This window comes from Ruegeria lacuscaerulensis (assembly GCF_013034685.1).
GTDB classification, from domain to species: Bacteria; Pseudomonadota; Alphaproteobacteria; order Rhodobacterales; family Rhodobacteraceae; genus Ruegeria; species Ruegeria lacuscaerulensis_B.
Genome location: NZ_WQGO01000007.1, coordinates 68,630 through 94,819 on the forward strand (window position 1 = coordinate 68,630; position 26,190 = coordinate 94,819).

Here is a 26,190-nt window from a genome sequence, read left to right on the forward strand (position 1 = left end):
GCGAGGATGAACCTTGCAGCGCCCTTTGTCATTGTTCTGAATTAACCGTTCTCTGCCAGCGTTCTCGGCAATCAGATGCGGAGGATGCCATGCAAACGGTTCGGGATATCGCAAAGCAGATCGTGGCGCGCGAAGGTGGGTTCGTGGACGACCCGGACGACCCCGGCGGCGCGACCAAATACGGCGTCACAATCCATACGATGCGGCGTCTGGGGCTGGATCTGAACGCGGACGGTCAGGTGACGTCAGAGGATGTCAGGCTGCTCAGCCTATCGCGAGCCGTCGAGATTTTCGTCACGCATTATTTCGACCGCCCCCGTCTGGCCTTGCTGCCCGAGGGTCTTCAGGCCCCAGTTTTCGACATGTATGTGAATGCCGGCGCGCAGGCCGTGAAACTCCTGCAACACTTGCTGCGCGATATGGGGTTTGCGGTGGTGGTTGATGGGGCCATCGGGCCGCAAACCGCGCAGGCCAGCCACAAGGCGGCCGAAAGGAGCCCAACAGCCTTGGCTGATGCATACGGGATTGCGCGCCGGAACTATTACTTTCGACTGGCCGACCGCCGCCCTGCGTCCCGAAAATACGCGCGAACGCGGGCCGGAAGGAAGGGCGGGTGGATACGCCGGGCGGAAGAGTTCATTTCGGCCCGCTATCACCTGAACGAACGCGAATTTCAGCAAAGGGTTGCGCAATGGGATTGATCTCGGATGTCTTGACGTTTCTGTTCGGAGGAGGGCGCAACGTGGTGCGTGAAACCGCTGAGGTATTCCGCGAGAATGCCGAAAACCGCGCTGTCCGGGATGCGACGGTTCAAAGCCAAACGCTTGCGCAGTTTGGGGCCGAGTTTCAGATGCCGCAGAAAGGCGCCTATGACCGGTTCATCGACGGGTTAAACCGCCTGCCGCGCCCCGCGCTGGCGCTGGGAACGATGGGGTTGTTTGTGGCTGCCATGATCGACCCGCTGTGGTTTGCCGCCCGAATGCAGGGAATCGCCTTGGTGCCCGAGCCGCTTTGGTGGCTTTTGGGGGTCATCGTGTCGTTTTATTTCGGTGCGCGACATCAGGCCAAGGCACAGGATTTGCAGCGGGAAATCTCAGCCACAGTCCTGCGCGCACCCCAGGTTGCCGAAAACATCGAGACCCTGAATGCGCTACGTCACACCAGCATGGGTCGGGCGGATCCTGGCCCTGACGCAGAACTGTCCGAGACGATCTTGACCCCGGACCAGAACCCGGCACTTGAAGAGTGGCGCCGCGCGAAAACAGCCTGACCCGCGACACTATGTGCGTGCTGTTTAAGCGAAAGTTATTGGTGCTTGCGGCGCAACAGGATTATATCCGGGGCCATGATTACAGAACTCGGTCACTACGCGCTTATCCTCGCGTTCCTCGTTGCGATTGTGCAGACAATCGTTCCCTTGATCGGCGCGGCCAAAAGGTGGACCGGGTGGATGACATTCGGCGAGACGGCGGCCATCGCTCAGTTCATTTTGGTCGGGTTCTCTTTCTGTGCATTGGTCTGGGCCTTTACAACTTCGGACTTCTCGCTGCGTATCGTGGTAGAGAACAGCCATTCCGCAAAGCCGATGCTTTATAAGATCAGCGGCACATGGGGAAATCACGAAGGGTCCATGTTGCTGTGGGTCTTTATCGTGGCGATATTCGGCGGTATGGCAGCGATTTTCGGCGCGGGGCTGCCGCCAACGCTGAAAGCACGCGTCTTGGCAGTGCAGGCGGCGATTGGTGTCGCGTTCTATGCCTTTATCCTGTTCACATCGAACCCGTTTGATCGCCTGATCGTCGCTCCGTTTGATGGGCGGGACTTGAATCCTCTGCTGCAAGACCCCGGTTTGGCCTTCCATCCGCCTTTCCTGTATCTGGGCTATGTGGGTCTGAGCATGGCCTTCAGCTTTGCCGTCGCCGCCCTGATCGAGGGCCGCGTGGACGCAGCCTGGGGTCGGTGGGTGCGGCCTTGGACACTGGCCGCCTGGGTATTTCTGACCATTGGCATCGCGCTGGGTTCGTGGTGGGCTTATTACGAGCTTGGCTGGGGCGGCTTCTGGTTCTGGGACCCGGTTGAGAATGCCTCGTTCATGCCATGGCTTTTGGCGGCGGCGTTGCTGCACTCGGCCATTGTGGTCGAGAAACGCGAAGCGCTGAAAAGCTGGACCATCCTGCTAGCGATCATCGCATTTGGGTTCTCGCTGATCGGCACGTTCATCGTGCGCTCGGGGTTGCTGACCTCGGTCCATGCCTTCGCAAACGACCCGGAACGCGGCGTGTTCATCCTGTTCATTCTTGTGATCTTCATTGGCGGCGCGCTGACGTTGTTTGCCGCACGCGCGCAGGCGATGGAGGCCAAGGGTGTCTTTGGAATGGTCAGCCGAGAAAGCGCGCTGGTGCTGAACAATATCTTGCTGGCCGTTAGCTGTTTCGTGGTCTTTTTCGGAACCATGTGGCCCATGGTGGCCGAGATGGCGTTTGATCGGAAACTGTCCGTTGGGCCTCCGTTCTTCAATGCCGCCTTCACGCCCTTCATGATTGCTTTGGGCCTTGTGCTGCCCATTGGGGCGATCCTGCCGTGGAAGCGGGGTAAGATCGGCAAAGCGGCATATTCGCTACGCTATGCGTTTGTGCTGGCTGTTGCATTGGCCATTCTGGTTTGGGCGATGCAGACCGACCGCAGCGCCATGGGCCCGGTTGGGCTGTTTCTTGGCGCATGGATCACCTTCGGGGCCGCGGTGGACCTGTGGAGTCGCACGGGCCGTAAAGGCAGCATCCAACGTCTGTTCCGACTGCCTGGTGCGGATTGGGGCAAAGCAGTCGCTCATACTGGGCTTGGCGTCACTATCTTTGCCATTGCGGGTTTGACCGCTTGGGAAGTCGAGGATATCCGCGTCGCACAACCTGGCCAACCTTTCGAGGTTGGGCAATTTACGCTGACACTGGAAGATGTCAGACGGGTTGAAGGTCCCAACTATTTCTCGACAACTGCTGATGTTCGGGTCGAAAAGAATGGTCGTCCGATGGGCAGCCTGCATCCCGAAAAGCGCGACTATCCAGTTGCGCGCATGCCCACAACAGAGGCCGCGATCGACTATCGCTTTTTAGGCGATCTTTATGTTGTGATCGGCGATCAGCAGGCCGATGGCGGCTGGGTCATGCGGACCTATATCAAACCGCTGGCCAACTGGATTTGGGGCGGGTGTATCCTGATGGCGCTGGGTGGTTTCCTCAGCCTGTCGGACCGGCGGTTCCGGGTCGCAGCGGGCGCGCGCAAGGCCCCAAGTGGCGGAGTACCTGCGGAATGAAGCGCCTTTTCCTGATCTTCGCCCTAATCGCCTCACCCCTGTTTGCGGTGCAGCCTGATGAAGTGCTGGACGATCCGGTTCTTGAACAACGCGCCCGCGATCTGAGCACCGGGCTGCGGTGCCTTGTTTGCCGCAACGAAAGTATCGACGAAAGCAACGCTGATCTGGCCCGTGACCTGCGCCTATTGTTGCGCGAGCGTCTGGTTGCCGGGGACACGGATGACGAGGCGATCCGGTTCATTGTAGATCGTTACGGCGAGTATGTCTTGCTGAAGCCAACAGTTACGGGGTCGAACCTGATGTTGTGGCTGGCCGGTCCGATCATGCTATTGATCGCCGCTGCGATGGGGTGGAATTTCCTGAGAAAACGTTCGGACGTTCAGGCCGCGGGCTCGGATACGCTCAGCGAGGCGGAAAAGAAGCGATTGGAACAAATTCTCAAGGACTAACCCTTGGTCGGTCTTTCCCTTGTGATGTAATTGCGTCAGGGTTTGCCCAAGACTGTTGTTTGGGGGGATCCTGATGAATTACGAAACCGTGTTGCTGGACATCTCGGACAATCTGGCGGTGCTGACATTGAACCGGCCCGACAAGATGAACGCGATGACAGCGCAGATGCGGGCCGAGATCGCTCATGCGATGAAACAGGCAGCGACTGATGCGCGTGCGGTGGTGCTGACTGGCGCGGGCGCTGCCTTTTGTTCCGGGCAGGATCTGGGGGATGCGTCCAGCACCGGCAAGATCGACCTTGAGCGAACCTTGCGCGATGAATACGAACCGATGCTGGAAACGATCTACAACTGCCCCGTGCCGACCATCGCCGCGGTGAACGGTCCAGCGGCGGGGGCAGGGTGCAATATGGCGCTATGTGCCGATGTAGTGATTGCCACGGAAAGCGCCTATTTCCTGCAAGCCTTCGCGCGGATCGGGCTGTTGCCGGATGCGGGCGGCACTTGGTTCACGCCGCGCCAGATGGGGTTTGCCAAGGCGATGGGCGCCGCACTTTTCGCGGACAAGATCAGCGCCCGGCAAGCAGATGAGTGGGGCATGATTTGGGAGGCCGTCCCAGACACGGAATTCGACGCACATTGGCGCAAACGGGCGACTTATCTGGCAAATGGTCCGACCGCAGGGTTCAGCGCGATCAAGAAAGCGATCCGTGGTACTTACGAAAAAACGCTGGACGAACAACTGACGATCGAGGCCCATTTGCAGGGCGAATGCGGACGTTCGCGTGATTTTGCCGAAGGTGTCGTGGCCTTCATGGAAAAACGCCCCCCGAAATTCGAGGGGCGCTGATCGTCAGGCGCGGCGGCGGCGGCGTGTCCGTCGCTCGGGCACGGCATCCTCACCCGTGCCGTCCGAGGCCGATGAGAACGGCCCCAGCGCATCCGTGATCTGATCCAGAGTAGGGCGCACACCACGCGGCGCGCTGTCCAGCGCTTCGCGCATCTTGCGCAGGTGATCGGGCATCGTGCCGCAGCAGCCACCGATGATTGTTGCGCCTGCATCGCGGGCCATGGCCGCATACTGGCCCATCAACTCGGGCGTGCCGTCATAGTGGATATGGCCGTTCACATATTTGGGGATACCCGCATTGCCTTTCGAGATCACAGGACGTTCAGTGCCCTGTGCCGCAAAGCCCAGAACTGTACGCAAAATGTCCGATGCTCCGGTGCCGCAATTAGCGCCAAAGGCCACGGGCGTGTTCGGTAGCGTTTCAACCAGTTGCGCCAGGTCGGCCGAAGTCACACCCATCATGGTGCGCCCTGCGGTGTCGAAGCTCATAGTCCCGCACCAGGGCATGTCGGCCAGCGCAAAGGCTTCGGCGGCAGCGCGGAATTCCTCAGGTGCGCTGATGGTTTCAAGCCACAGCACATCGGCACCGCCTGCTTTCAACGCTTCGGCCTGCTCGTGGAACATCTCGACGGCACCTTCATGAGAAAGGCTGCCCACGGGCTCCATAATCTCACCGGTCGGCCCGACCGAGCCCGCGACGATCACGGTGCGGCCGGCCTTGTCGGCCACCTCACGGCCCAGCTCGGCCCCGATGCGGTTCAACTCAGCCACGCGGTTCTGCGCGTCGTGGAGTTTCAAACGGGCGGATGTACCGCCAAAGGTGTTGGTCAGGAACAGATCGCTGCCCGCATCGACCGAGCCCTGATACAAAGCCTTGATCTTGTCAGGCGCGTCTAAATTCCACAGCTCAGGCGCGTCACCGGATTGCAAGCCCATGTTGAACAGGTTTGTTCCGGTGGCCCCATCGGCCAGAATCGCATCTTTGGTTTCCAGAAGTTTCGTCAGTGCGTTTGTCATTGGGCTATCCCAAAAAGTCGGCGAAGCCGATAAAACTAAGAAGTCCCATGTCTCATGACCGGGACTTCAAAGCAAATTCATAAATCTCATGAAGATCATGAGGCGGGGCGAATTCCCTCAGTCGGTTTCGCTGAGAACCTGCGCCTTGGCTTGGGGCAGCAGCTCGGCCATCTTGGCACGAATTTCGTCATCCGACGACAGCGAGCCCAGATCGCCAGAGACCTTGCGCACGACATCTTCGTGTCCGGCCTCCTCGAAATCGGCGATCACAACAGTTTTGGCGTATTCCTCAGCGTCGGCACCGGACTTGCCCAGCTTTTCCGCGGCCCACAGGCCCAGCAGCTTGTTGCAACGCGCCTGCGCCTTGAACTGCATTTCCTCATCATGGGCGAATTTGGCTTCAAATGCGTTTTCGCGTTCGTCAAACGTGGTCATGGGTTGGGGACCTCTTCGGTTATATCTTCTTGATTGATGATATGACGATAGCCGCGCCCGGACGCAAGGGATTTGCGCTGCGTCAAAGCCTCTCGGTTTACTGCGCTTGCGGGGAAAGGGGGGTTGGACTATGAGAGCGCCAAGAAGCGGGAATATTCCCGCTCGTCAGTCTGGAAGGGTCGCTTATGGCGCGTCGCAAGAAAATCTACGAAGGCAAGGCAAAAATTCTGTATGAAGGCCCCGAGCCGGGTACGATCGTCCAGTACTTCAAGGATGATGCCACTGCCTTTAACGCGGAAAAGAAAGACGTGATCGACGGCAAGGGCGTTCTGAACAACCGCCTGAGCGAGTTTTTCATGACCGGTCTGAATCAGATTGGCGTTCCGACGCACTTCATCCGCCGCCTGAACATGCGTGAACAACTGGTGCGTAGCTGCGAGATTGTGCCGTTGGAAGTGATCGTGCGCAACTATGCTGCCGGGTCGATGTCCAAACGTCTGGGCATTGCCGAAGGCACGCAATTGCCGCGTCCGATCGTCGAGTATTGCTACAAGGATGACGCCCTGGGTGATCCACTGGTGACCGAGGAACATATCGCCGCCTTTGGCTGGGCCAGCCAGCAGGACATGGATGATATTCTCAGCCTTGCGCTGCGGGTGAATGATTTCCTCAGCGGCATGATGCTGGCGGTGGGTATTCGTCTGGTCGATTTCAAGATCGAAATCGGGCGCGTGTACGAAGGCGATTTCCAGCGCCTGATTATCGCCGATGAGATCAGCCCCGACAGTTGCCGTCTGTGGGACATCGAAAGCGGTCAGAAGCTGGACAAGGACGTATTCCGTCGCGATCTGGGCAGCCTGACGGATGCCTATTCCGAGGTCGCGCGCCGTCTGGGCGTTCTGCCCAAAAGCAATGTGACCAAGCCTACGCTGATCAACTGATCTGCCTCGCTTGCGTGGAATACTGGAAACGCCGTGCCCTTGCGCGGCGTTTTTGCTTTTGCGCCGGTTCCTGCGGCAAACTGCGTGCGGACAAGGGTTGTCGAATGGCAAAAGGCGCGCTATCCCCCGCGCAACGGAACGGGCCGCGACTTTTGGCCCTTAGCTGGAGTTGCAGGAATGAAAGCACGTGTGCATGTGATGCTCAAGAATGGGGTTCTCGACCCGCAGGGCGAGGCCGTGCGCCACGCATTGGGTGCCATGGGCTTTGATCAGGTCGAAGGCGTGCGTCAGGGCAAGGTGATCGACCTTGAGCTGGCCGACGGCGCGACCGAAGCCGACGTGACCCAGATGTGCGAAAAACTGTTGGCAAACACAGTCATCGAACGCTACGAGATCGAACTGGTCTAAGCGGATGCGGGCGGCGCGTCTAATCACCTATCGCCAGCCGCTCGAGCTGGCCTCGGTTTCCGATCCGGAACCGGGAGAGGACGGTGTGGTTCTGCGCGTGCTGGCCTGCGGCGTGTGCCGTTCCGACTGGCATGCATGGTCCGGTGCGGACCCCGATGTTGTCCTTCCCATGATTCCCGGACACGAATTCTGTGGCGAGGTGGTTGCGGTTGGCGCGCGTGTCAGCCGTTGGAAGGCAGGGGATCGGGTGATCGCGCCCTTCATTCTGGCTTGCGGCCATTGCCCGGATTGCGCGCAAGGCCATCAGACAATCTGCGCCGATCAGGTGGTGCCTGGCTTTACCTGCGATGGCGCATTTGCTGAATATGTCTCGGTGGCGCATGCAGATGCCAATCTTTCGGTGTTGCCTGACACAATGGCTCCTGAAATTGCTGCTGCCTTGGGCTGTCGTGTCACGACGGCCTGGCAGGCCCTGGTGGGGCGTGCGCAGTTGCAAGGCGGTGAATGGCTAGCGGTTTTCGGCGGCGGTGGAGTAGGGATATCGACCCTGTTGCTGGGCAAGGCGCTGGGTGCGCGCGTGATCGTTGTGGATATCGCCGACGACAAGTTGAACTACGCCAAAACTCTGGGTGCAGATGCGGTGGTCAACGCGGCGACCAGCAATGCGCCCGAGTCTATCAAGGAGATCACCGGCGGTGGTGCTCAAGTCGCGATCGAGGCGCTGGGGATCGAAACCACGACAGTCGCCGCCATGAAATCTCTGCGCAAGCTGGGTCGCATGGTTCAGATTGGAATGCCTGCCGGACCGCACAGCAACATGACCTTGCCGATGGATGCGCTTTATTCCGGTCAACTTGCCGTATTCGGAACCCGCGGTATGCCCAGCTGGCGCTACCCCTCACTTTTGTCGTTGATTGCAGGGGGCAGTGTTGATCTGAGCCCGCTGGTGACGCGGCATATTTCTCTGTCCCAGGTAAGCCAAGAACTTGCCGCCTTTGACCACCCGACGCCGCCCGGCGTCGCGGTTGTCACCGATTTCACGCATTAGGAGGCCCCGCCATGCGCGCAGCAGTCATCGTATTCCCCGGCTCCAACTGTGACCGGGACCTGGCCGTGGCCTTTGAACAGGCCGGTTTTCAGGTCGACATGGTCTGGCACAAGGATGCCGCTCTGCCCGAGGGCGTGGACATTGTGGGCGTGCCCGGCGGGTTCTCGTACGGCGATTACCTGCGCTGCGGTGCGATTGCCGCGCAGTCGCCCATCTGCAAGGCGGTAATCGATCATACCGAGCGTGGCGGCTATGCCGTCGGCATTTGCAACGGCTTCCAGATCCTGACCGAAACCGGGATCCTGCCGGGGGCGCTGCTGCGCAACGCGGGCCTGAAGTACATCTGCAAGACCGTCGGCCTGAAAGTTCAAACCAGCGACAGCGCCTTTACGCAGGGCTACAACGCAGGTGACGAGATCGGCGTGCCGATTGCCCATCATGATGGAAACTATTTTGCTGACGACGCAACATTGTCCACGCTTCGTGATCAAGATCGCATCGCATTCACCTATACCGAGAATCCGAATGGCTCGGTCGGGGACATCGCAGGCATCTTGTCGGAAAACCGCAGGGTTCTCGGGATGATGCCGCACCCTGAACGGGCGGCGGATCAGGGCCATGGCGGCACAGACGGAACGGCATTGTTCCGCGCATTATCAGGCGTTCTTGCTCCGGCGTGACTTGAGGAACCGATTCAGCCCGCGTAGTTTCCGGGGCATGAGTTCCGACAATCGTTCAGGCTGGTCTTCTTTCAAGACCCCGTTTCAAGGCGCCCCTTTGGGGTGGCGTTTGCGCGTTGCGGTCACGGTTCTTCTTCTGGCAACCGTGGCGACGATTTGGGTCACGAACCGGTTGCTGACCGACCGCTTTACTGAATCCACACGCAACCGCGCTGAACTGCGGCTGGCTTTGTACTCCGGAAATTTACTGAGCGAACTACGCCGCAATGCTATTGTTCCGCAGCTTTTGGCACGCGATCCCAGCCTGATCTCGGCCTTGCAGTCTAGTGACTATACGCTCTCCAGCCAACGCTTGATTTCATTTGTCGAGGAAATCGGTGCAGCCTCACTGATGCTATTGGACGGTGATGGTCTGACACGGGCGGCGACGGACAGGAACCGTCTTGGCGAAGGGCACAGAAACTCGCCTTATTTCATTGATGCGGTTCGCTCCAACGCGACGATCTTCACAGTGATACAGACAGAGTCCGGTGGATACAGCTTTGTCTATTCGCGCCGGATTGAGGCGAATGCCGAAGTCCTCGGTGTCATCGTGGTCGAGGTCGATCTGCAAAAGTTCGAACGCGCTTGGGCCGGAATCTCGGATGCCGTTATGGTGGCGGACAGCACCGGGACCGTGATCCTTTCCACAGAACCCAAATGGCGAGGGCTGGACGAAAACACCGCCATTCAACGCCAATCGCCGGATTCTGCCATCGAACGCGCCATACGTGCCACCGCAGATTGGACAGCCCTGCCTGCCGACGCCTATGTGCAGGGTGAGGCCGTGATGCGCATGGAAACCCGCATTCCATTTCGTGGATGGAAGATGACATCATTCACGACCTATTCCTCGATCCGGGAAAAAGTGAACAGCGTCATCGCGTTGGAGATTATGGGCTTTGCGATTCTTCTGGCGCTGGCCTTCTATGCGCTCAGCCGCCGAGCCACGTTCCGCATGACGCTGTTTCAGCGCGAGTCGGCAGAGCTTCGCGCATTGAACGCCCGCTTGCAGCGGGAAATTGCTGAACGTGAACGGGTAGAAAAGACGCTGGAAGTGGCTGAGCAGACGCTGGCACAAAGCTCGAAACTTGCGGCGTTGGGTGAGATGTCGGCAGCCGTCAGTCATGAGCTTAATCAACCTCTGGCTGCAATGAAAACCTATCTGGCCGGGGCACGCCTTTTGCTGCGCCGCAACCGTCCCGAAGAGGCATTGGCCAGCTTTGGTCGCATAGACGGGCTGATTGAGCGGATGGGGGCGATCACCCGCCAGCTCAAGTCTTACGCAAGAAAGGGGGCGGACGCGTTTTCCCCTGTAAATCTTGGCGAAGCGCTGGCCTCGGCCTTGTCAATGATGGAACCACAGTTGCGGCAACGCCATGTTAAGATCACTCAGATTCTGCCCGAAGAACCGGTATTGGCCATGGGCGACCGGATGCGGATCGAGCAGGTTATGGTAAACCTCTTGCGCAACGCGCTGGACGCCACCAAGTCAGTATCTGAGCCCGACGTTGAAATCATTTTGGCAGCAGGCGATATGGCGGTGTTGACGGTGCGCGACAATGGGCATGGTATCGAAGATATCGAGAACCTGTTCGAGCCGTTCTATACCACCAAGCAGCCGGGCGACGGGGTTGGGCTGGGGCTTGCCATCTCCTCTGGGATCGTGAACGACCATGGAGGACGGCTGACCGCCCGCAACAGTCCCAACGGGGGCGCGGTGTTCGAGATGCAGTTGCCAATACTTGGAAGCGATGGCCTAGAGGCCGCGGAATAACGGGGTAAGAAAATGGCACAAGCCATGAAGATCGCCATTGTGGACGACGAACAGGATATGCGCCAGTCGATCAGTCAATGGCTGGCACTGTCGGGATATGACACCGAAACCTTTGCCAGCGCCGAGGATGCGCTCAAGGTATTAGGGCCGGACTACCCCGGCATCGTGATCTCGGACATCAAGATGCCCGGTATGGACGGCATTCAGTTGCTGAAGAAACTCATGGGCGCGGACAGTACACTGCCGGTGATCATGATCACCGGGCATGGGGACGTGCCTATGGCGGTTGAGGCGATGCGCGTGGGCGCGTTCGACTTTCTGGAAAAGCCCTTCAACCCCGACCGGATGTCCGAACTGGCCAAACGCGCCAGCAACGCCCGTCGTCTGACGCTCGACAACCGGGCTTTGCGGCGTGAGTTGTCCGATGGCACCCAGATCATGAGCAAACTGATCGGGGCCAGTCCGGTCATGGAGCGCCTACGCGAAGATATTCTGGATCTGGGACAGGCCGATGGGCATGTTCTGATCGACGGTGAAACCGGAACTGGCAAGACTTTGGTGGCGCACGCTCTGCACGCCGTGGGCAGTCGGGCAGGCAAGAAATTCGTGCTGATCTCATGCGCAGCCTTGGAGGAAGAGGCGCTGTCCAAACGGTTGTTCGGGCCTATGATGCCCGAGGATGCGCAATTGCCTGCCATTGAAGAGGCGCGTGGCGGCACGTTGGTCTTGGAAGATGTCGAAGCGTTGAGCGACACGTTGCAGGCGCGATTGCTGAGCGTGATGAATGATCAGGGCACACCTGCCGAAACGCGCATTATCGCAATTTCGAATTTGCAGGAGGCGGGAAAGACCTCGGAAGATGTTCTGCGGCCGGACTTGTTCTATCGGCTGGCTGCGCTGCGCATCACCATGCCGCCGCTGCGCCAGCGCGGCGAAGATATCCTGACGCTATTCACACGCCTTAGCGAGCAATTTGCCGAGGAATATGGCTGTGATGCACCGCAGGTCAGTGCGCAGGAGGCCGCGCAGCTGTTGCAGGCACCGTGGCCGGGTAATGTGCGGCAGCTTATTAACATTGCGGAACGTGCGGTTCTGCAATCACGGCGCGGGTCTGGAACGATCGCATCGTTGTTGATGTCGGATCATGAAGAGATGCAACCGGTTATGACCACAGAGGGCAAGCCGCTGAAAGAATATGTTGAGGCGTTCGAGCGGATGCTAATCGACAATACCATGCGCCGACACAAAGGCTCGATCGCTTCGGTGATGGATGAGCTGTGTCTGCCGCGTCGGACGTTGAATGAGAAAATGGCCAAGTACGGCCTGCAGCGATCAGATTATTTGTAAAATGGAGGAGGGGGCCAGCCCCCTCTTGAGCCTTTGGCTCAATTCACCCCCGAGGTATTTTTGAACAGAAGAAGTATGGCGGCGGGTCAGAATGCGGCGTTGTGCAGTTTGCCCATTGTCTTTTCCACAGGACTGCTTTTATTGTGCTTGAACGGGCCGGGCCGTTTTTGGTGCCCAAAAGTCCCGAATCTTTGAGTTTCGCTGCAACGCCGCAGGTGGTGACCTGATCCCACACAGGCCGCGCAGACCGATTGTGCCCCGAACCGGGGCAGTTGAACGCCTGAACCCGTGGATGCGGGTGAAAGGAATATAATGGGCAGACAGCGTCAAGGCGCGTCTGTCGGAGAAGAACCGCGATGACGCGCGCGCAACGATTGACTATACGGGCAGGGGGCCACAGCGCCAGACCCTGCCGCGCGCCTTCCGAAATCGCCCGTACAAGACACCTCCCCAAAAGTGCCTGTCCGCCTGGACGGGTCAGGACAACGCGTTTGGCGCGGTGCACCAAGGACAAATGGCTAAGAAAATGCTTATCGATGCCACCCACGCCGAGGAAACTCGGGTTGTGGTGGTCGATGGAAACAAGGTCGAGGAATTCGATTTTGAATCTGAAAACAAACGCCAGCTCGCTGGTAACATCTATCTTGCAAAAGTAACACGGGTCGAGCCGTCGCTGCAGGCGGCTTTTGTGGACTATGGCGGGAACCGGCATGGGTTCCTTGCGTTTTCCGAGATTCATCCGGACTATTACCAGATCCCCGTCGCCGACCGCGAGGCGCTGATGGAGGAAGAGCGCGCCTATGCCGAGGCGATGAAAGCGCGCGACGAGGCTGAGGAAGCGAAGCCCAAGAAGCGCCGGTCGCGGTCGCGGAGCAAGGCAGCGGATGTGAAAACCGATGATGCAGTGGAAACGCTGGAGGTGTCGTCGGAACCGTCGGGCATGGAAACCATTGACCTGGATGACGGGGATGAGAACGCCGATATGGCCGTTCCCGAAGGTTCGTCTCCGGTCGATCGCGTTACGGAAACGCCGGTTGAGGAACCCGAAGAGGATGCGGCTTCCGAGGATACTCCGGCTGAGACTGAAGAAGCGGATACTGAGGTTGCATCGGAAGATGACCAGCCGGATGTATCGGTGGAGCCAGAGCTCGCAGAGGAATCTGAGCCTGATGCTGCTATTGCGGATGACGCGGTGGCAGAAGAAGCTGCGGAGACCGAAGAGGCAGAAGGAAAACCTGAGGACGAGGGCGAGGCGCGTGCAGACGCGACGGCCAAGGATGACACGATTGAATCAGTGGCGGATGAGGATGACAGCGAAGACATTCGTCCTCCGCGCAAACCGCGCCCGCGTCGGTACAAGATTCAAGAGGTCATCAAGGTCCGCCAGGTTCTGCTGGTGCAGGTCGTCAAGGAAGAGCGGGGCAATAAAGGTGCCGCACTGACCACCTATCTCTCGCTTGCAGGGCGTTATTGCGTGTTGATGCCGAATACCGCGCGTGGCGGTGGGATCAGTCGCAAGATCACCAACGCTCCGGATCGTAAGAAGCTGAAGGAAATCGCTGCCGAGATTGACGTTCCCACGGGCGCAGGTCTGATCATTCGGACCGCTGGCGCCAAGCGTACCAAGTCCGAGATCAAGCGCGACTACGAATACCTGCAGCGCATGTGGGAACAGATCCGCGAACTGACGCTGAAATCCATCGCGCCAGCTAAGATCTATGAGGAAGGCGACCTGATCAAACGGTCGATCCGCGACCTTTACAATCGCGAGATCGACGAGGTTCTGGTCGAAGGCGAGGGCGGCTATCGCATCGCCAAGGACTTCATGAAAATGATCATGCCGTCACACGCCAAGAACGTGAAGCGGTATGAGGATTCGTTGCCTCTGTTTGCGCGTTATCAGGTGGAAAGCTATCTGGCTGGGATGTTCAACCCGACCGTACAGCTGAAATCCGGCGGCTATATCGTGATCGGCGTGACTGAAGCGCTTGTGGCGATCGACGTGAACTCGGGGCGGGCGACCAAGGAAGGCTCGATCGAGGAAACCGCGCTCAAGACCAACCTTGAGGCGGCTGAGGAAGTCGCGCGCCAGCTGCGCCTGCGCGATCTGGCTGGTCTGATCGTCATCGACTTTATCGATATGGACGAGCGTAAGAACAACTCGGCTGTCGAAAAGCGCCTGAAGGACAAGTTGAAAACCGACCGTGCCCGCATTCAGGTGGGTCGGATTTCCGGCTTTGGCCTGCTCGAGATGAGCCGTCAACGTCTGCGCCCCGGCATGCTTGAGGCGACGACACAGCCTTGTCCATCGTGCCATGGCACAGGGCTGATCCGCTCGGATGATAATATGGCGCTGACCATTCTGCGCCAGATCGAAGAAGAGGGTACCCGCCGCCGCTCACGCGAGGTGTTGGTACGCTGCCCTGTCAGCATTGCGAACTTCCTGATGAACCAGAAGCGCGAGCATATCGCGCAGATCGAGGCACGCTATGGCCTGTCGGTTCGGATCGAAGGCGATATTCATCTGGTCAGCCCCGATTTCTCGATGGAGAAGTTCAAGACTGCCAGCCGAATTGTGCCCGAAGCCTCCGCGCCTGTTGTGTCGGTGGACGCGTCCCTAATGGATCTCGTGGATGCAGATGAAGAGGAAAAGGTCGAGGAAGAAACGCCTGTGACCGACGAAGAGGTCAAACCCAAACGCAAACGTCGTCGTCGGCGTCGCAAGAAAGGCAATGGGAATGGCGATCAGGCCGAAGGGACGGCGGACGAGGCTGAAAGCCAGGACGAACCCTCTGCGGAAGATGCGCCTGCCGAAGCGGATGCAGCCGAGAAAAGCGACGAGGAAGCAGAGGTCAAACCAAAGCGCCGTCGTGCACCGCGCCGCAAAAAGAAAGAAGAAGCACCGGTTGAAGATGAAGTCAGCGCCGAGGCGTCTGATGAGGCCGAGACACCTTCGGAACCCCTTGAAGCGGCAGCGGTTGAAGAACCGCGTGTCGAAGCTGCCGAAGAACCTGCGGCCGAGGCGTCAGAGGATTCCCAAGAAGCGGAGCCTGCAGTCGCAGCGGATGGACCTGTGGCAGAACCCGAAGCCGAAGAAGTTTCCGAAGAAGGGGCTGCAGCAGAACCTGTTGAAGAGCTTAGCGCCGAGCCAACCGCTGAACCCGTTGCCGAAGCCAGGGAAGAACCTGCAGCGGAACCCGTCGCTGAAGCCACGGAAGAACCTGCAGCGGAACCCATCGCTGAGGCTCCGCAAGAGCCTTTGGTCGAAGAACCGGTTCTTGAGGTTGTGTCGGACGAACCTGAAAAGCCCGCTAAGCCGAAAAGGCGTGGGTGGTGGTCATTGGGACAGTGACCAAAGGGCGGGCCAATGGCCCGCCTTTTTTGTTCAGTATTGAAACAATTCTAGCCTATTTTCTGGATGATATAGATCTGATGCCCGTCTGCCTCCTCCTGTGAAACGAGGCGATGACCGCTTTCCGCGCAAAAATGGGGAACGTCGACAACGGCTGCCGGATCGTCGGCCAAGACACGCAATAATGCGCCTTCCGGCATAGATTTCAGGCGCTTACGTGCCTTGAGGACGGGTAGGGGGCATAGCAGCCCCAACGCATCAAGTGTATCAGATGGGTTTGACATAGGCCTGAGATATTTCCAACTTGGCTGGGTGTCCAGCGTGCAACCACGAGGATGTGACCGAATGGCCCCGTGACGTTCACGGCTTCATACCATATGTGCTGAAACATGTTCGGAATTGATATCATAGACGCGGGCCTGCTGCCTGCCATGTTCATCGCGATGCTGGGCGGGCTGATCAGCTTTCTGTCGCCTTGCGTTTTGCCCATCGTTCCGCCCTATCTGGCGTATATGAGCGGCGTGTCGATCAACGAAATGCAGGATCAGGCGGCCGCTAGACGCAAGGCAACTCTGACGGCGCTGTTCTTTGTGCTTGGCCTGTCGACTGTCTTCCTGTTGCTGGGCTTTACCGCTTCGGCCTTCGGGGCCTTTGTGCTGCAAAATCAAGTGCTGTTCGCAAAGCTGTCGGGCGCGGTTGTTATCGTATTCGGCCTGCACTTTCTGAACGTGTTCCGCATTCCTTTTCTGGACCGGGAAGCGCGGATTGAAACGGGCGACTCGGGTGGTTCCGTGTTTGGAGCCTATATTCTGGGCCTTGCATTCGCCTTCGGCTGGACGCCCTGCATCGGGCCGCAACTGGGGGCGATTCTGTCTCTGGCCGCGTCCGAGGCCTCGGTCGCTCGGGGAACTTTGTTGCTGGGCGTTTATGCGGCCGGGCTGGGTATTCCGTTCCTGCTGGCAGCGATGTTCCTGAACCGCTCGATGACTGTAATGAACAAGATCAAACCGCACATGGCGACGATCGAGAAAGTCATGGGTGGCCTGCTGCTGTTCGTAGGTATCATGCTGATCACCGGCCTGTTCACTCAGTTCAGCTGGTGGCTGCTGGAAACCTTCCCTGCGTTGGCAAATTTCGGTTAATAACCGGACCCCTCTTACCTTGCCGGTAACGCTGCGCTAACCTGCGCCGCAGAAGGTAAGGGCATGCGCAGTCACGACAATCACAGGCAGGTCAAACGACGTCGGGTGTTCTATATTCCCGGCTATGACCCCATTCATCCCCGCCGGTACCGAGAGCTTTACCGGACCGAAAGCGCGGCTCAGGCGGCCATATCAGGGTATGAAATCACACTATCGCCCAGAACTGGCGATGGGCCTTATGGTTGGCACGTGCGATCCGTGCAGGACGGGACGGCGGTAGAGGCCGAGTTTCAGGTGCTCGTGTGGTCGGATATCGTGCGCGACAGCATGTCGAACTCGATAGCGGCAACCTATGGGCAACTGATCAGAACTGCGTGGGTCTATATCTCGACTGGGGCTTTGTGGCGGTTGATGAAGCTCCGCAAAGGTCCTGTAATCGCAGCAATTTATCCGGTTGCGATGTTGCTGATCCAATTGGGTGTCGCTGTCGGCGCCGCGTTGGGAATATGGGCGCTTCTGTCGTCGATACTGGGCTGGGTGACCTGCATTCTTGCCACCGCATTGGGCTATGCCGTGCTGCGATGGTTCCGCAAAATCGACAACCACCTGTTCGCCTATTACCTGATGCATGACTACGCCTATTCCGCTGCACTACGGGGGCGAACACCAAATGCGTTGCAGCAACGCCTTTCTGAATTCGCGTCGTTGGTCGACGCCGCGCTGAAGGACGATGTGGATGAAGTTCTGGTCGTAGGTCACAGTTCGGGCGCGCATCTTGGTGTCGCCGTCCTGGCCGAGCTTATCCGGTCTGCACTCCCTTACAGAGACGGTCCAACACTGTCTTTTCTGTCGCTTGGTCAAGTGGTTCCTATGGTCTCTTTTCTGCCGGACGCGACCGACCTACGCGCTGATCTGCAATTCCTCTCGCAGCAAGAGGGGGTGACGTGGGTCGATGTCTCGGCCCCAGGCGACGGATGCGCCTTTGCGCTTTGTGATCCCGTGGCTGTGACAGGCGTTGGAACCGAGACGAAAAAGTGGCCTTTGGTGCTATCGGCCGCCTTTACGCAGACACTTTCACCAGAGCGGTGGGGGAAGTTGCGCTGGCGGTTCTTTCGGCTGCATTTTCAGTATCTTTGCGCTTTCGACCGGGTGGGCGCCTATGATTATTTCCGTGTGACCGCTGGACCTTTGACCTTGGGTGCACGTTTCGGGGATCGCGCACCTTCCAAATCGCGCATTGATACGCCTGTGTCGAAATACCGTTCGGTGGTTGGATGAAACCGCCCAAGCCGACCCCGCGGCCAGACAAGGTCTCGCTTTGGCGGTACCTCAAACTGTTTCGGCAGGATCTTTTGTCGGCCCAGCCACAACGGCTCTACCGGGCATGGATGGCTGAGTTTCGGACTGTTTTCTTTCGCTCCTACATGATCAACCAGCCGGAACTTGTTGAAACCGTATTGAAAAACAGGCCCGACGACTTCCCCAAGTCCAACCGCATCGCCGAAGGTCTGCGCCCTTTGCTGGGCAATTCGGTGTTTCTGACCAATGGCGATACGTGGAAGCGCCAGCGGCGGATCATTGACCCTGCCTTTAAAGGCGGCCGCCTGAAAGATACCTTTCCGGCGATGCAGGATGCCGCGAAAGCCGCCAGCGATCGGTTGCAGCAAAACCTGAACCATATCCTCGAATGTGAGAAATTCACCAGCCACGCGGCGGCGGATGTGATCTTTCGGACCCTGTTTTCAGTGCCCATCGAGCATGAAGTTGCCGCGCAGGTGTTCACTAAATTCCGCGCCTATCAACGCAGACAGCCCTTGTTGAACCTAGCCGCGTTCCTACCGCTGCCTAGCTGGATGCCTCGGTTCCATTCACGCCAAACAAAACAAAATGCCCGAGAAATCAGAGAGCTGATTGAACATCTTGTTTCAGCGCGCGCGGCGCTGATCGCCCAAGGTATGGCGCCAAACGATCTGGCGACCAAGATCATGACGACCCCGGACCCCCAGACTGGCAAGTGTTTCGACACAGACGAGATGGTGGATCAGGTGGCCATCTTCTTTCTGGCTGGCCACGAGACCAGCGCATCCGCATTAGCGTGGGCCCTGTACCTACTGGCACTGTATCCGGACTGGCAGGACAAGGTGGCTGAAGAGGCCGCAGCGTTGGACACCCCCGGCATGACCGCCGTTGCTGGCTTGAAGATCAGCCGCGATGTGTTCCGCGAAACCCTGCGCCTATACCCGCCGGTCCCGATGATGGTGCGGCAGGCCACATGCCCCGAAGTCTTTCGGAACCGGCAGATACAACCCGGTGCTCAAATGGTTATCAGCCCCTGGCACCTGCATCGTCATGAACGCCTGTGGGACAATCCCGACGGGTTCGACCCCGGCAGATGGCACACTGAGAATGGCAAAACCTGCCAGCGCACCGCGTTTGTTCCGTTTTCGGCAGGCGCACGGGTCTGTAGCGGGGCAGGGTTCGCGATGGTCGAAGGGCCTTTGATCCTGTCTACGCTGCTGCGCCGCTATCGCTTCGAACTGGTCGAAGGCCAAACACCGGTTCCCGTGGCTCATCTGACCGTTCGCTCAAAAGATGGCATTCGGTTGCGTGTGGTTGAGCGCTAACAAACTACCATCACCAATCACGTTGCTGTATGCGGTTGAAAACAGCGGAATCATTTCGAACGGGAAAACCTTATGTCCAAATCAGAACAGCGCGCGCAAATGGCCAATGGGGCGGGGTTTATCGCCGCTCTGGATCAAAGCGGTGGTTCGACCCCCAAGGCGCTGGCGCTTTATGGTGTTGAGGCATCGGATTACAGCTCGGATGCTGAGATGTTCGGCGAAATCCAGAAGATGCGCGCGCGTATCATTCTGGCCGATGACTTCACCAAGGATAAAGTGATCGGCGCCATCCTGTTCGAACGTACCCTGGGCGAAGAGATCGACGGCAGGAAAGTTGCCGATTACCTGTGGTCGCAAAAAGGGATCGTGCCGTTCCTCAAGATCGACAAGGGGCTAGAGGATGAAGCGAACGGCGTACAGATGATGAAGCCGATCCCTGGCTTGGCGGATACGTTGGCCAAGGCCGACGGTGTTTTCGGCACCAAGGAACGTTCTGTCATCCATGAGGCGAATGCAGAGGGCATCGCCGCTGTGGTCGCGCAGCAGTTCGACGTCGCACGCGAGGTTGTTGCAGCTGGTATGGTGCCGATTGTCGAGCCTGAGGTAAACATCAACTCTTCCACCAAGGCCGAGGCTGAGGACATCCTGAAAGCGGAAATCTTGAAGAATCTCAACCTGTTGGAGGACGGGCAGGATGTAATGCTGAAGCTGACCATCCCCAGCACCGCCAATCTTTACGATGCTGTGGCCGATCACCCGCGTGTTCTGCGCGTTGTGGCGCTTTCGGGTGGGTATTCGACTGATCAGGCCTGTGCGCTGCTGTCCGAGAACGGCAAGATGATCGCATCTTTCTCGCGGGCGCTGACCGAGGGTTTGTCGAAACAGCAATCAGATGCCGAGTTCAACGCGGCGCTGGGTGGCAATATCGACAAAATCTTCCAGGCTTCGGTCTGATCTGACCTAAACCGGTTTTGTGAATTCGCGGCGCAAACGCGCCGCTTTTTCACGCATCACGCACCCTTCCGCGTGATCATTCACAAGCCCCATCGCCTGCATGAAAGCAAAAACCGTGGTGGGGCCCACGAATTTCCAGCCCCGTTTCTTCAAATCCTTCGACATCGCAATGGACTCGGCCGAGGTTGAGGCCGTTTGCGGAACCGGGGGCATTGTCGTCTCATACCGCCACACATAGGCTGCCAGCGACCCCTCGGCCGCAATCAATTCCTGCGCCCGTTGGGCGTTGTTGATCACGGCCTCGATCTTGCCGCGATGCCGGATGATACCTGCATCCTGCAACAACCGTTCCACATCCGCGTCATCAAATTGCGCCACCTCTTTGATATTGAAATGTTTAAACGCTTTACGGAAATTTTCGCGTTTGGACAGGATTGTGCGCCAGCTTAAGCCGGATTGAAAACTTTCGAGGCAGAGCTTTTCGAATAACCGTTGATCATCCGCGACTGGATATCCCCATTCAGCATCGTGATACGCAAAGAACTCAGGTGCGGCCTGACACCAGGCGCATCTGGGTTGGCCGTCCGGGCCTTGTACGGTCTTCAACATGTTTGTACCCTTTTTGTTCCATTGACGCTACTGCGCCTCAGGCCAAAAAGCAATCGCTCACGGACGGTTGCGGTACCAGTTCAGTACATAGACCCGAATTGCCGACGCTAACCCGATATCAGGGTCACGCTCCACATCAATCTGCGCAGCCAACGCATTGATAGGCATCTGTTTTTGCTTTGCAATATCCCGAAATGCGGACCAAAATTCATCCTCAAGCGAGACCGAAGTTCGGTGCCCTTTGAGGGTCACAGAGCGTTTGACAGGGCGCCCGCTCATTCATCTAACTCGTGATTGTCCAGATCGCGTGTCTGTTTTTCTCGATCCAGCCGGTCCGCCTCTTTCTGAGCTTTACTGCGCCCGAAAGCGACGGCGTTCTGGTCAGCGCGGGCCTTTTTGTTGGCCCGCGCTTTTTCCTTGCGGTACCGGTTCAGATTGACCGGTTTGCCCATCAGTCCTTTGGACCAATCATCTGTTCGGGGCGGACAACCGCGTCAAAGGTCGCCTCGTCCACGAAACCCAGCGCGATGGCCTCTTCTTTCAAAGTCGTGCTATTCTTGTGCGCGGTTTTGGCAACCTTAGTGGCGTTGTCATAGCCAATGGTGGGGGCCAGCGCTGTCACCAGCATCAGCGATTCCTTCATCAGCTTGTCGATGCGTGGTTCGTTGGCTTGGATGCCTAGTAGCATCCGTTCCGTAAAGCTGTCCGCAGCATCGCCCAGCAACTGGATGGATTGCAGCAGGTTGTAGGACATCATCGGGTTGTAGACGTTCAGTTCAAAATGACCCTGACTACCTGCGAATTTTATCGCGGCGTCATTGCCCATCACATGGGCTGCCACCTGGGTCAGTGCTTCGGCCTGAGTCGGGTTCACTTTACCGGGCATGATGGACGAGCCGGGCTCATTCTCGGGCAGGATCAGTTCACCAAGGCCTGAACGAGGACCGGACCCCAAAAGCCTGATATCATTGGCGATCTTGTAGCAGCTACCGGCAATTGTCGCCAAGGCGCCAGACAGGAATACCATGGCATCATGTGCGGCCAGCGCCTCGAACTTGTTTGGCGCGGTGACAAAGGGCAGGCCAGTGATTTCTGCCATATTGGCTGCCACAGCCTCGCCCCATCCGTGCTGCGTGTTCAAACCGGTACCTACAGCTGTACCGCCTTGGGCCAACTCATAAATGCCGGGCATTGCAGCGTTTACACGTGCGATTCCCTGTCGGATTTGATGGGCATAGCCGCCAAATTCCTGGCCAAGCGTCAGCGGGGTCGCGTCTTGCGTATGGGTACGGCCGATCTTGATGATATCTTTGAACTCATCCGCTTTCTGTTCCAGTCCACTGGCCAGCTTTTCCAGGCCGGGCAAGAGGACATCCCGAACGCTCATCGCGGTTGCGATATGCATGGCGGTTGGGAAGGTGTCGTTTGACGATTGCCCCATATTGCAGTGATCATTGGGATGCACCGGGTCCTTCGATCCGATTACGCCGCCGAGAATCTCGATGGCGCGGTTTGCAATCACCTCGTTCGAGTTCATGTTCGATTGGGTGCCGGAGCCGGTTTGCCACACTACTAGCGGGAAGTTGTCGTCGAACTTCCCTTCAAACACCTCGCCAGCCGCCTGAATTACCGCATCCGCAATCGTTGCGTCCAGTTTGCCGGTTGCCTTGTTCTGCATGGCGCAGGCTTTCTTGATCACCCCTAGCGCGCGCACGATGGCGACGGGCTGTTTTTCCCAGCCGATGGGAAAATTCATGATCGAGCGTTGCGTCTGCGCGCCCCAATACTTGTCTGAGGGAACCTCCAACGGGCCAAAGCTGTCGGATTCGGTGCGGGTCTGGGACATCGGTCACTCCGTCTTGTATGCCGTTGCATGCCGTTTACGCACAACTTTTGCATCATGCAATCGGCCAGTTGCGCGCACCATAAACTTAAGGTGGGCAAAGGTATAGATCGTGCCGGGTGTCATTTTCTTCTGTTAAACTTCAAACGGACCATTGTACGCGCCGGTAGGTGAGCTAGAATAGTACATCATCATTTTGGAGGCTCACGTGCTCCTACAAGTTCCGGTTCATTCCTTTAGACTTATTGGCCTTATTGCAGGTTGGGTGGCGTTTTTTTCGGTCGTCGCATTGCCATCGCATGCTGCTGAGATCACGCCCTTTGTCGGTGACTATGTAGGTTCGGCCAATATGGTTGATCAGGATGGCACCGAAACCCCAAGGGACATGAGCGTTTCGATCCAAGAGAACAAAAACGGATTCAATGTCAGTTGGAAAACGACGACCTACAAGCATGACGGGCGCGTGAAAGAGCAGGCCTTCTCGATCGACTTCAACCCCTCTGAGCGATCTGATGTTTTCTCGGCCGCGATGCGCCGAAACGTTTTCGGGCACGAAGTGCCGTTGGACCCGATGCAAGGCGAGCCATTCGTCTGGGGCCGCATCATGGGCGACACCCTGACCGTGTTTTCGTTGTTTATTGATGAAAACGGTGGATACGAGCTGCAGCAGTTCGACCGCACCCTGGCGGAGGGTGGGCTTGATCTATCCTTTTCCCGGTTTCGCAACGGGATCAAGTCTCGCTCGGTCGAGACCTTCCTGAAAAAACAATAATCCCGACAGGGTTACTTCCGGAAACTGTCTAGCGACACGACATCAGCGTCATGATGCTCGTCCTGCTCGGCCTCGATTTCAATCGGCGCCTCTGCTATCGGTACCTCATCGTCCTCATCTTCGGCGCTTTCAAAACGCAGTCCGAATTCGACAGAAGGATCGACGAAAGTTTTGATCGCAACATACGGAATATACAGCGGTTCCGGAGCATCACCGAAGTTCAGCGTAATTGCAAAACCCGAGTCTCCGACTTCGAGATTTTCGAACCAGTGCTGCATGACGATCGTCATCTCTTCTGGATATCGCTCGCGCAGCCAATCGGCCATTTCAACGCCGTTCTGGCGCGTGTCGAAAGTAATAAAGAAATGATGCGCTCCGGGAAGACCGTTTTCAGAAACGCTGGTCAGAACCGTTTTGATCAGCCCGCGCATGGCGGTGTGCATCAGGTTCCCGTAATCAATGTCCTGCGACATGTGTCATCCTCAAATATGGTGCCCTTCAGCATAAGGGATTCCATTGGAAACGAAAGACCGAGAGTCGCGGGATTGTTCAAAGAAAATACGTTCCGACACCGGCTATGGCCATCAGGGCCAATGTCTTTCCCATGCCGAATTTGAATCGAAATATCAACACTCCAGCGAACACAGTTAATATCAGGGCGGAGATATTGAGCGTATTTGAAGCGGGCCAGGGCAAACGAACAAGCCCCCACGCTATCTCTGTCACGTCCGTGAAAAAAACATGCAAGGCAAACCAAAGAGAAAGGTTGAGAATCACACCCACAACTGCCGCCGTTGTGCCATGCAATGCGGCTGAAAGGCCGGGTCTGGCGGCCAGCTGGTCCAAGTATGGTGCGGTCAGGAATATCCACAGGAAACACGGCACGAATGTAGCCCAAAGTGCAACGATTCCCGCGGCCAACGCCAACGGCAATCCTGCCGTTGTTTGTCCGGTCAGCATGGCGACGAATTGGGTAACAAGGATAAGCGGGCCCGGGGTCGTTTCAGCCAAACCCAATGCGTCGATCATCTGGTTGGTTGTGATCCACTCGTATCTTTGGACGACGGTTTGCGTCATATACGCAAGAACGGCATATGCGCCACCAAATGTGACTACTGCCAAACGGGCGAAAAACCAACCCAGATCGCTTAACAGTTTAGCGCCCGCAATGCTGAGGAGAAACAAAGGTGTCAGCCACAGAGTGATCCAAATCAGACAGGTGCGCACAGGGTTAGTTTGGGGCGAGGAAATGCCCGATACGGAAGACTGGCCCCCATCAAGCCGTAGATACCCCCAAACCGCGGCACTCAGAATAATGACAGGAAAGGGCAGTTGCAGTGCGAAGATGGTCAGAAAACCGAACAGGGCGATAAGTTTGCTTTCGCCACTGGTCAACGCGCGGCGTGACAGATTGCGCAATGCTTGAATGACAATGACGATGACTGTTGCCTTCACTCCTAGAAAGCCCGCTTGGACGAAAGGAAGGTCACCAAACCGAGCATAAAGCCAAACCAAAGCGCCAATCACTATGGCACCCGGCAGTACAAATAGGGTGCCGGCAATCAAACCGCCGGGCACGCCGCGCAAACGCCAGCCGGCATAGGTGGCCAACTGCATTGCCTCGGGGCCGGGAAGCAACATGCATAGTGACAGCGCCTGCAGGTAGGTGTGTTCATCCAACCAAGGGCGTTTTTCGACCAGTTCTTCGTGCATCAATGAGATTTGCGCCGCGGGTCCGCCAAAAGATAGCAGGCCAATACGTCCAAAAACACGGATCAACTCGGGGACCGAAGGGGGCGTCATCTGGTTCTGTCCATGAAAACGGCTAGGTATTGCGCTGACGTCAAACGACAGCTGCTGCGAGCAATTCCACTTTCAGTGCGCGAAGTTTGGTCCAAGCAACGAAGAGTTACGGCGGGAATATTGCGTTTTTGTCTTTGGAATACATTCAGAATAGGTTGAATAGGGCACGGCATGTCACTTGCCTCAGGTACGACCACGCGAAGCTTGGGGTTGCCCCATCACGGGTGTTCGCGACCTGACCCTCTGCCTGTTGCTAACGCGCATCAGACAAACGGGTCAAGCGCCCTGCAAAACTATACCCAATCCAACCGCTGCCCGGTCATGCAAACAGGCAATGTATCCTTTGGGAACTGTCCTAATTGCTCGAAAAGCGAGATGAAGTCGAATTGGTTATATGCCTCAACCATTTTGTCGCCGCGAAAGCGCGCGACGACCTGACCCGTCACCTCAACCGGGGCACCATTGTCAGCCCGAGAGGTTTGAACGTGCAAAATACTGGACACCCAATCGCCGTTCTCGATGGTCTTACGTACATCAATTGAGATTTCTCCCAAGATATGGCGAAAAGCCATGACTAAATCACGAAAGTCGTCGGCACCGACCTGCATCTCGGGGATTAATCCCTCGGCTGCTGTGTCAGGCGTAAAATACCGATCAATCGCATCGGTGTTGCCGTTTTCCCAAACTTCGGAATACCACTCACGTAGGATCTCTGCATGTGACATCTCAGCTCTCCTGTCTTGCTGGAACAAAGATGAGCAAAAGGAGTGAACAAACTCTGAACACTGCA

The 26,190-nt window shown here is 57.5% G+C and carries 27 protein-coding genes; 17 read left to right on the forward strand and 10 right to left on the reverse strand.

What is annotated here, in order from left to right; genetic code table 11:
* Positions 1-89 precede the first annotated feature (89 nt).
* The 5 genes from GOV80_RS17480 to GOV80_RS17500 all read left to right on the forward strand — a co-directional run bounded on the left by GOV80_RS17480 (position 90) and on the right by GOV80_RS17500 (position 4,609).
* Positions 90-701, forward strand: a complete 612-nt coding sequence (locus GOV80_RS17480; RefSeq protein ID WP_170786662.1) for a holin-associated N-acetylmuramidase — start codon at positions 90-92, stop codon at positions 699-701.
* Positions 692-1,270, forward strand: a complete 579-nt coding sequence (locus tag GOV80_RS17485; protein ID WP_170786664.1) for a holin family protein — start codon at positions 692-694, stop codon at positions 1,268-1,270. The genes GOV80_RS17480 and GOV80_RS17485 overlap by 10 nt, the downstream gene beginning before the upstream one ends.
* A gap of 75 nt (positions 1,271-1,345) precedes the next feature.
* Positions 1,346-3,310 (forward strand): heme lyase CcmF/NrfE family subunit, encoded by a 1,965-nt coding sequence (locus tag GOV80_RS17490; protein ID WP_170786666.1) that lies wholly within the window; start codon positions 1,346-1,348, stop codon positions 3,308-3,310.
* Positions 3,307-3,759 (forward strand): cytochrome c-type biogenesis protein, encoded by a 453-nt coding sequence (locus GOV80_RS17495; protein WP_170769668.1) that lies wholly within the window; start codon positions 3,307-3,309, stop codon positions 3,757-3,759. The genes GOV80_RS17490 and GOV80_RS17495 overlap by 4 nt, the downstream gene beginning before the upstream one ends.
* A gap of 73 nt (positions 3,760-3,832) precedes the next feature.
* Complete coding sequence (locus GOV80_RS17500; RefSeq protein ID WP_170786668.1) at positions 3,833-4,609, forward strand: enoyl-CoA hydratase-related protein; 777 nt, start codon at positions 3,833-3,835, stop codon at positions 4,607-4,609.
* Between the two features lie 3 nt (positions 4,610-4,612).
* Here the strand turns inward: GOV80_RS17500 and bmt are convergent, their stop codons facing one another.
* Positions 4,613-5,626: a betaine--homocysteine S-methyltransferase gene (gene bmt, locus GOV80_RS17505; RefSeq protein WP_170786670.1), complete on the reverse strand. Its 1,014-nt coding sequence runs from the start codon at positions 5,624-5,626 to the stop codon at positions 4,613-4,615.
* Between the two features lie 117 nt (positions 5,627-5,743).
* Positions 5,744-6,061: a DUF1476 domain-containing protein gene (locus GOV80_RS17510; protein WP_170769671.1), complete on the reverse strand. Its 318-nt coding sequence runs from the start codon at positions 6,059-6,061 to the stop codon at positions 5,744-5,746.
* Between the two features lie 185 nt (positions 6,062-6,246).
* Here GOV80_RS17510 and purC point away from each other — a divergent pair, with 185 nt between their 5' ends.
* From purC to GOV80_RS17545, 7 genes are all read left to right on the forward strand, one after another.
* Positions 6,247-7,002, forward strand: a complete 756-nt coding sequence (purC, locus tag GOV80_RS17515) for a phosphoribosylaminoimidazolesuccinocarboxamide synthase (RefSeq protein WP_170769672.1) — start codon at positions 6,247-6,249, stop codon at positions 7,000-7,002.
* Positions 7,003-7,179: 177 nt separating this feature from the next.
* Positions 7,180-7,410, forward strand: a complete 231-nt coding sequence (gene purS, locus GOV80_RS17520; RefSeq protein ID WP_170769673.1) for a phosphoribosylformylglycinamidine synthase subunit PurS — start codon at positions 7,180-7,182, stop codon at positions 7,408-7,410.
* A 4-nt stretch (positions 7,411-7,414) separates the two neighbouring features.
* The gene (locus tag GOV80_RS17525) at positions 7,415-8,458 is read left to right on the forward strand and encodes a zinc-dependent alcohol dehydrogenase family protein (RefSeq protein WP_170786672.1); all 1,044 of its coding nucleotides are present in this window, start codon (positions 7,415-7,417) and stop codon (positions 8,456-8,458) included.
* An 11-nt stretch (positions 8,459-8,469) separates the two neighbouring features.
* A complete protein-coding gene (purQ, locus tag GOV80_RS17530) occupies positions 8,470-9,138 on the forward strand; it encodes a phosphoribosylformylglycinamidine synthase subunit PurQ (protein WP_170786674.1) in 669 nt (222 codons plus the stop codon).
* Between the two features lie 37 nt (positions 9,139-9,175).
* Positions 9,176-10,954 (forward strand): sensor histidine kinase, encoded by a 1,779-nt coding sequence (locus GOV80_RS17535; protein ID WP_170769676.1) that lies wholly within the window; start codon positions 9,176-9,178, stop codon positions 10,952-10,954.
* 12 nt (positions 10,955-10,966) lie between these two features.
* The gene (locus GOV80_RS17540; protein ID WP_170769677.1) at positions 10,967-12,301 is read left to right on the forward strand and encodes a sigma-54-dependent transcriptional regulator; all 1,335 of its coding nucleotides are present in this window, start codon (positions 10,967-10,969) and stop codon (positions 12,299-12,301) included.
* Positions 12,302-12,815: 514 nt separating this feature from the next.
* Entirely contained in the window at positions 12,816-15,653 is a 2,838-nt protein-coding gene (locus GOV80_RS17545) for an Rne/Rng family ribonuclease (protein ID WP_170786676.1), read from the forward strand.
* Between the two features lie 50 nt (positions 15,654-15,703).
* Here the strand turns inward: GOV80_RS17545 and GOV80_RS17550 are convergent, their stop codons facing one another.
* Complete coding sequence (locus GOV80_RS17550) at positions 15,704-15,937, reverse strand: sulfurtransferase TusA family protein (RefSeq protein ID WP_170786678.1); 234 nt, start codon at positions 15,935-15,937, stop codon at positions 15,704-15,706.
* Positions 15,938-16,042: 105 nt separating this feature from the next.
* Here GOV80_RS17550 and GOV80_RS17555 point away from each other — a divergent pair, with 105 nt between their 5' ends.
* From GOV80_RS17555 to GOV80_RS17570, 4 genes are all read left to right on the forward strand, one after another.
* Positions 16,043-16,795: a cytochrome c biogenesis CcdA family protein gene (locus GOV80_RS17555; protein ID WP_170769680.1), complete on the forward strand. Its 753-nt coding sequence runs from the start codon at positions 16,043-16,045 to the stop codon at positions 16,793-16,795.
* 63 nt (positions 16,796-16,858) lie between these two features.
* Positions 16,859-18,073 carry a hypothetical protein gene (locus GOV80_RS17560; protein ID WP_170786680.1) on the forward strand — a complete coding sequence of 405 codons (1,215 nt, stop codon included), beginning with the start codon at positions 16,859-16,861 and terminating at the stop codon, positions 18,071-18,073.
* The gene (locus tag GOV80_RS17565; protein WP_170786681.1) at positions 18,070-19,419 is read left to right on the forward strand and encodes a cytochrome P450; all 1,350 of its coding nucleotides are present in this window, start codon (positions 18,070-18,072) and stop codon (positions 19,417-19,419) included. Before GOV80_RS17560 ends, GOV80_RS17565 begins: the two co-directional genes overlap by 4 nt.
* Before the next feature lie 72 nt (positions 19,420-19,491).
* Complete coding sequence (locus GOV80_RS17570) at positions 19,492-20,373, forward strand: fructose bisphosphate aldolase (protein ID WP_170786682.1); 882 nt, start codon at positions 19,492-19,494, stop codon at positions 20,371-20,373.
* 6 nt (positions 20,374-20,379) lie between these two features.
* Here the strand turns inward: GOV80_RS17570 and GOV80_RS17575 are convergent, their stop codons facing one another.
* The 4 genes from GOV80_RS17575 to fumC are packed head-to-tail and all read right to left on the reverse strand — an operon-like array spanning position 20,380 to position 22,828.
* On the reverse strand, positions 20,380-20,982 hold the full coding sequence (locus GOV80_RS17575; protein WP_170769684.1) for a DNA-3-methyladenine glycosylase I: 603 nt from the start codon (positions 20,980-20,982) through the stop codon (positions 20,380-20,382).
* Positions 20,983-21,039: 57 nt separating this feature from the next.
* Complete coding sequence (locus GOV80_RS17580) at positions 21,040-21,261, reverse strand: ribbon-helix-helix domain-containing protein (protein ID WP_170769685.1); 222 nt, start codon at positions 21,259-21,261, stop codon at positions 21,040-21,042.
* On the reverse strand, positions 21,258-21,434 hold the full coding sequence (locus GOV80_RS17585) for a DUF4169 family protein (RefSeq protein WP_170769686.1): 177 nt from the start codon (positions 21,432-21,434) through the stop codon (positions 21,258-21,260). The genes GOV80_RS17580 and GOV80_RS17585 overlap by 4 nt, the downstream gene beginning before the upstream one ends.
* Positions 21,434-22,828, reverse strand: a complete 1,395-nt coding sequence (gene fumC / locus GOV80_RS17590) for a class II fumarate hydratase (RefSeq protein ID WP_170786683.1) — start codon at positions 22,826-22,828, stop codon at positions 21,434-21,436. Before fumC ends, GOV80_RS17585 begins: the two co-directional genes overlap by 1 nt.
* A gap of 205 nt (positions 22,829-23,033) precedes the next feature.
* Between fumC and GOV80_RS17595 the strand changes: the two genes are divergently transcribed.
* Positions 23,034-23,597 (forward strand): hypothetical protein, encoded by a 564-nt coding sequence (locus tag GOV80_RS17595; RefSeq protein WP_237215913.1) that lies wholly within the window; start codon positions 23,034-23,036, stop codon positions 23,595-23,597.
* A gap of 11 nt (positions 23,598-23,608) precedes the next feature.
* Here the strand turns inward: GOV80_RS17595 and GOV80_RS17600 are convergent, their stop codons facing one another.
* The 3 genes from GOV80_RS17600 to GOV80_RS17610 form a co-directional block, all read right to left on the reverse strand.
* Positions 23,609-24,070: an SspB family protein gene (locus GOV80_RS17600; RefSeq protein WP_170786684.1), complete on the reverse strand. Its 462-nt coding sequence runs from the start codon at positions 24,068-24,070 to the stop codon at positions 23,609-23,611.
* A 76-nt stretch (positions 24,071-24,146) separates the two neighbouring features.
* Positions 24,147-25,400, reverse strand: a complete 1,254-nt coding sequence (chrA, locus tag GOV80_RS17605; RefSeq protein WP_170786685.1) for a chromate efflux transporter — start codon at positions 25,398-25,400, stop codon at positions 24,147-24,149.
* 293 nt (positions 25,401-25,693) lie between these two features.
* Positions 25,694-26,125, reverse strand: coding sequence for an ester cyclase (locus tag GOV80_RS17610; protein WP_170769690.1), 432 nt, complete (start codon positions 26,123-26,125; stop codon positions 25,694-25,696).
* Between the last annotated feature and the right edge of the window lie 65 nt (positions 26,126-26,190).

Excerpts from the sequence above, each read along its gene's own strand:
- purC (WP_170769672.1), top strand. The coding sequence starts at position 6,247 with ATGGCGCGTCGCAAGAAAATCTACGAAGGCAAGGCAAAAATTCTGTAT.
- bmt (WP_170786670.1), bottom strand. The coding sequence starts at position 5,626 with ATGACAAACGCACTGACGAAACTTCTGGAAACCAAAGATGCGATTCTG.
- GOV80_RS17510 (WP_170769671.1), bottom strand. The coding sequence starts at position 6,061 with ATGACCACGTTTGACGAACGCGAAAACGCATTTGAAGCCAAATTCGCC.
- GOV80_RS17565 (WP_170786681.1), top strand. The coding sequence starts at position 18,070 with ATGAAACCGCCCAAGCCGACCCCGCGGCCAGACAAGGTCTCGCTTTGG.
- GOV80_RS17550 (WP_170786678.1), bottom strand. The coding sequence starts at position 15,937 with ATGTCAAACCCATCTGATACACTTGATGCGTTGGGGCTGCTATGCCCC.
- GOV80_RS17540 (WP_170769677.1), top strand. The coding sequence starts at position 10,967 with ATGGCACAAGCCATGAAGATCGCCATTGTGGACGACGAACAGGATATG.
- GOV80_RS17535 (WP_170769676.1), top strand. The coding sequence starts at position 9,176 with ATGAGTTCCGACAATCGTTCAGGCTGGTCTTCTTTCAAGACCCCGTTT.
- purQ (WP_170786674.1), top strand. The coding sequence starts at position 8,470 with ATGCGCGCAGCAGTCATCGTATTCCCCGGCTCCAACTGTGACCGGGAC.
- GOV80_RS17570 (WP_170786682.1), top strand. The coding sequence starts at position 19,492 with ATGTCCAAATCAGAACAGCGCGCGCAAATGGCCAATGGGGCGGGGTTT.
- GOV80_RS17585 (WP_170769686.1), bottom strand. The coding sequence starts at position 21,434 with ATGGGCAAACCGGTCAATCTGAACCGGTACCGCAAGGAAAAAGCGCGG.
- GOV80_RS17490 (WP_170786666.1), top strand. The coding sequence starts at position 1,346 with ATGATTACAGAACTCGGTCACTACGCGCTTATCCTCGCGTTCCTCGTT.
- chrA (WP_170786685.1), bottom strand. The coding sequence starts at position 25,400 with ATGACGCCCCCTTCGGTCCCCGAGTTGATCCGTGTTTTTGGACGTATT.
- GOV80_RS17555 (WP_170769680.1), top strand. The coding sequence starts at position 16,043 with ATGTTCGGAATTGATATCATAGACGCGGGCCTGCTGCCTGCCATGTTC.
- GOV80_RS17545 (WP_170786676.1), top strand. The coding sequence starts at position 12,816 with ATGGCTAAGAAAATGCTTATCGATGCCACCCACGCCGAGGAAACTCGG.
- GOV80_RS17500 (WP_170786668.1), top strand. The coding sequence starts at position 3,833 with ATGAATTACGAAACCGTGTTGCTGGACATCTCGGACAATCTGGCGGTG.
- GOV80_RS17525 (WP_170786672.1), top strand. The coding sequence starts at position 7,415 with ATGCGGGCGGCGCGTCTAATCACCTATCGCCAGCCGCTCGAGCTGGCC.
- GOV80_RS17600 (WP_170786684.1), bottom strand. The coding sequence starts at position 24,070 with ATGTCGCAGGACATTGATTACGGGAACCTGATGCACACCGCCATGCGC.
- GOV80_RS17575 (WP_170769684.1), bottom strand. The coding sequence starts at position 20,982 with ATGTTGAAGACCGTACAAGGCCCGGACGGCCAACCCAGATGCGCCTGG.
- GOV80_RS17580 (WP_170769685.1), bottom strand. The coding sequence starts at position 21,261 with ATGAGCGGGCGCCCTGTCAAACGCTCTGTGACCCTCAAAGGGCACCGA.
- GOV80_RS17480 (WP_170786662.1), top strand. The coding sequence starts at position 90 with ATGCAAACGGTTCGGGATATCGCAAAGCAGATCGTGGCGCGCGAAGGT.
- GOV80_RS17560 (WP_170786680.1), top strand. The coding sequence starts at position 16,859 with ATGCGCAGTCACGACAATCACAGGCAGGTCAAACGACGTCGGGTGTTC.
- purS (WP_170769673.1), top strand. The coding sequence starts at position 7,180 with ATGAAAGCACGTGTGCATGTGATGCTCAAGAATGGGGTTCTCGACCCG.
- fumC (WP_170786683.1), bottom strand. The coding sequence starts at position 22,828 with ATGTCCCAGACCCGCACCGAATCCGACAGCTTTGGCCCGTTGGAGGTT.
- GOV80_RS17495 (WP_170769668.1), top strand. The coding sequence starts at position 3,307 with ATGAAGCGCCTTTTCCTGATCTTCGCCCTAATCGCCTCACCCCTGTTT.
- GOV80_RS17610 (WP_170769690.1), bottom strand. The coding sequence starts at position 26,125 with ATGTCACATGCAGAGATCCTACGTGAGTGGTATTCCGAAGTTTGGGAA.
- GOV80_RS17485 (WP_170786664.1), top strand. The coding sequence starts at position 692 with ATGGGATTGATCTCGGATGTCTTGACGTTTCTGTTCGGAGGAGGGCGC.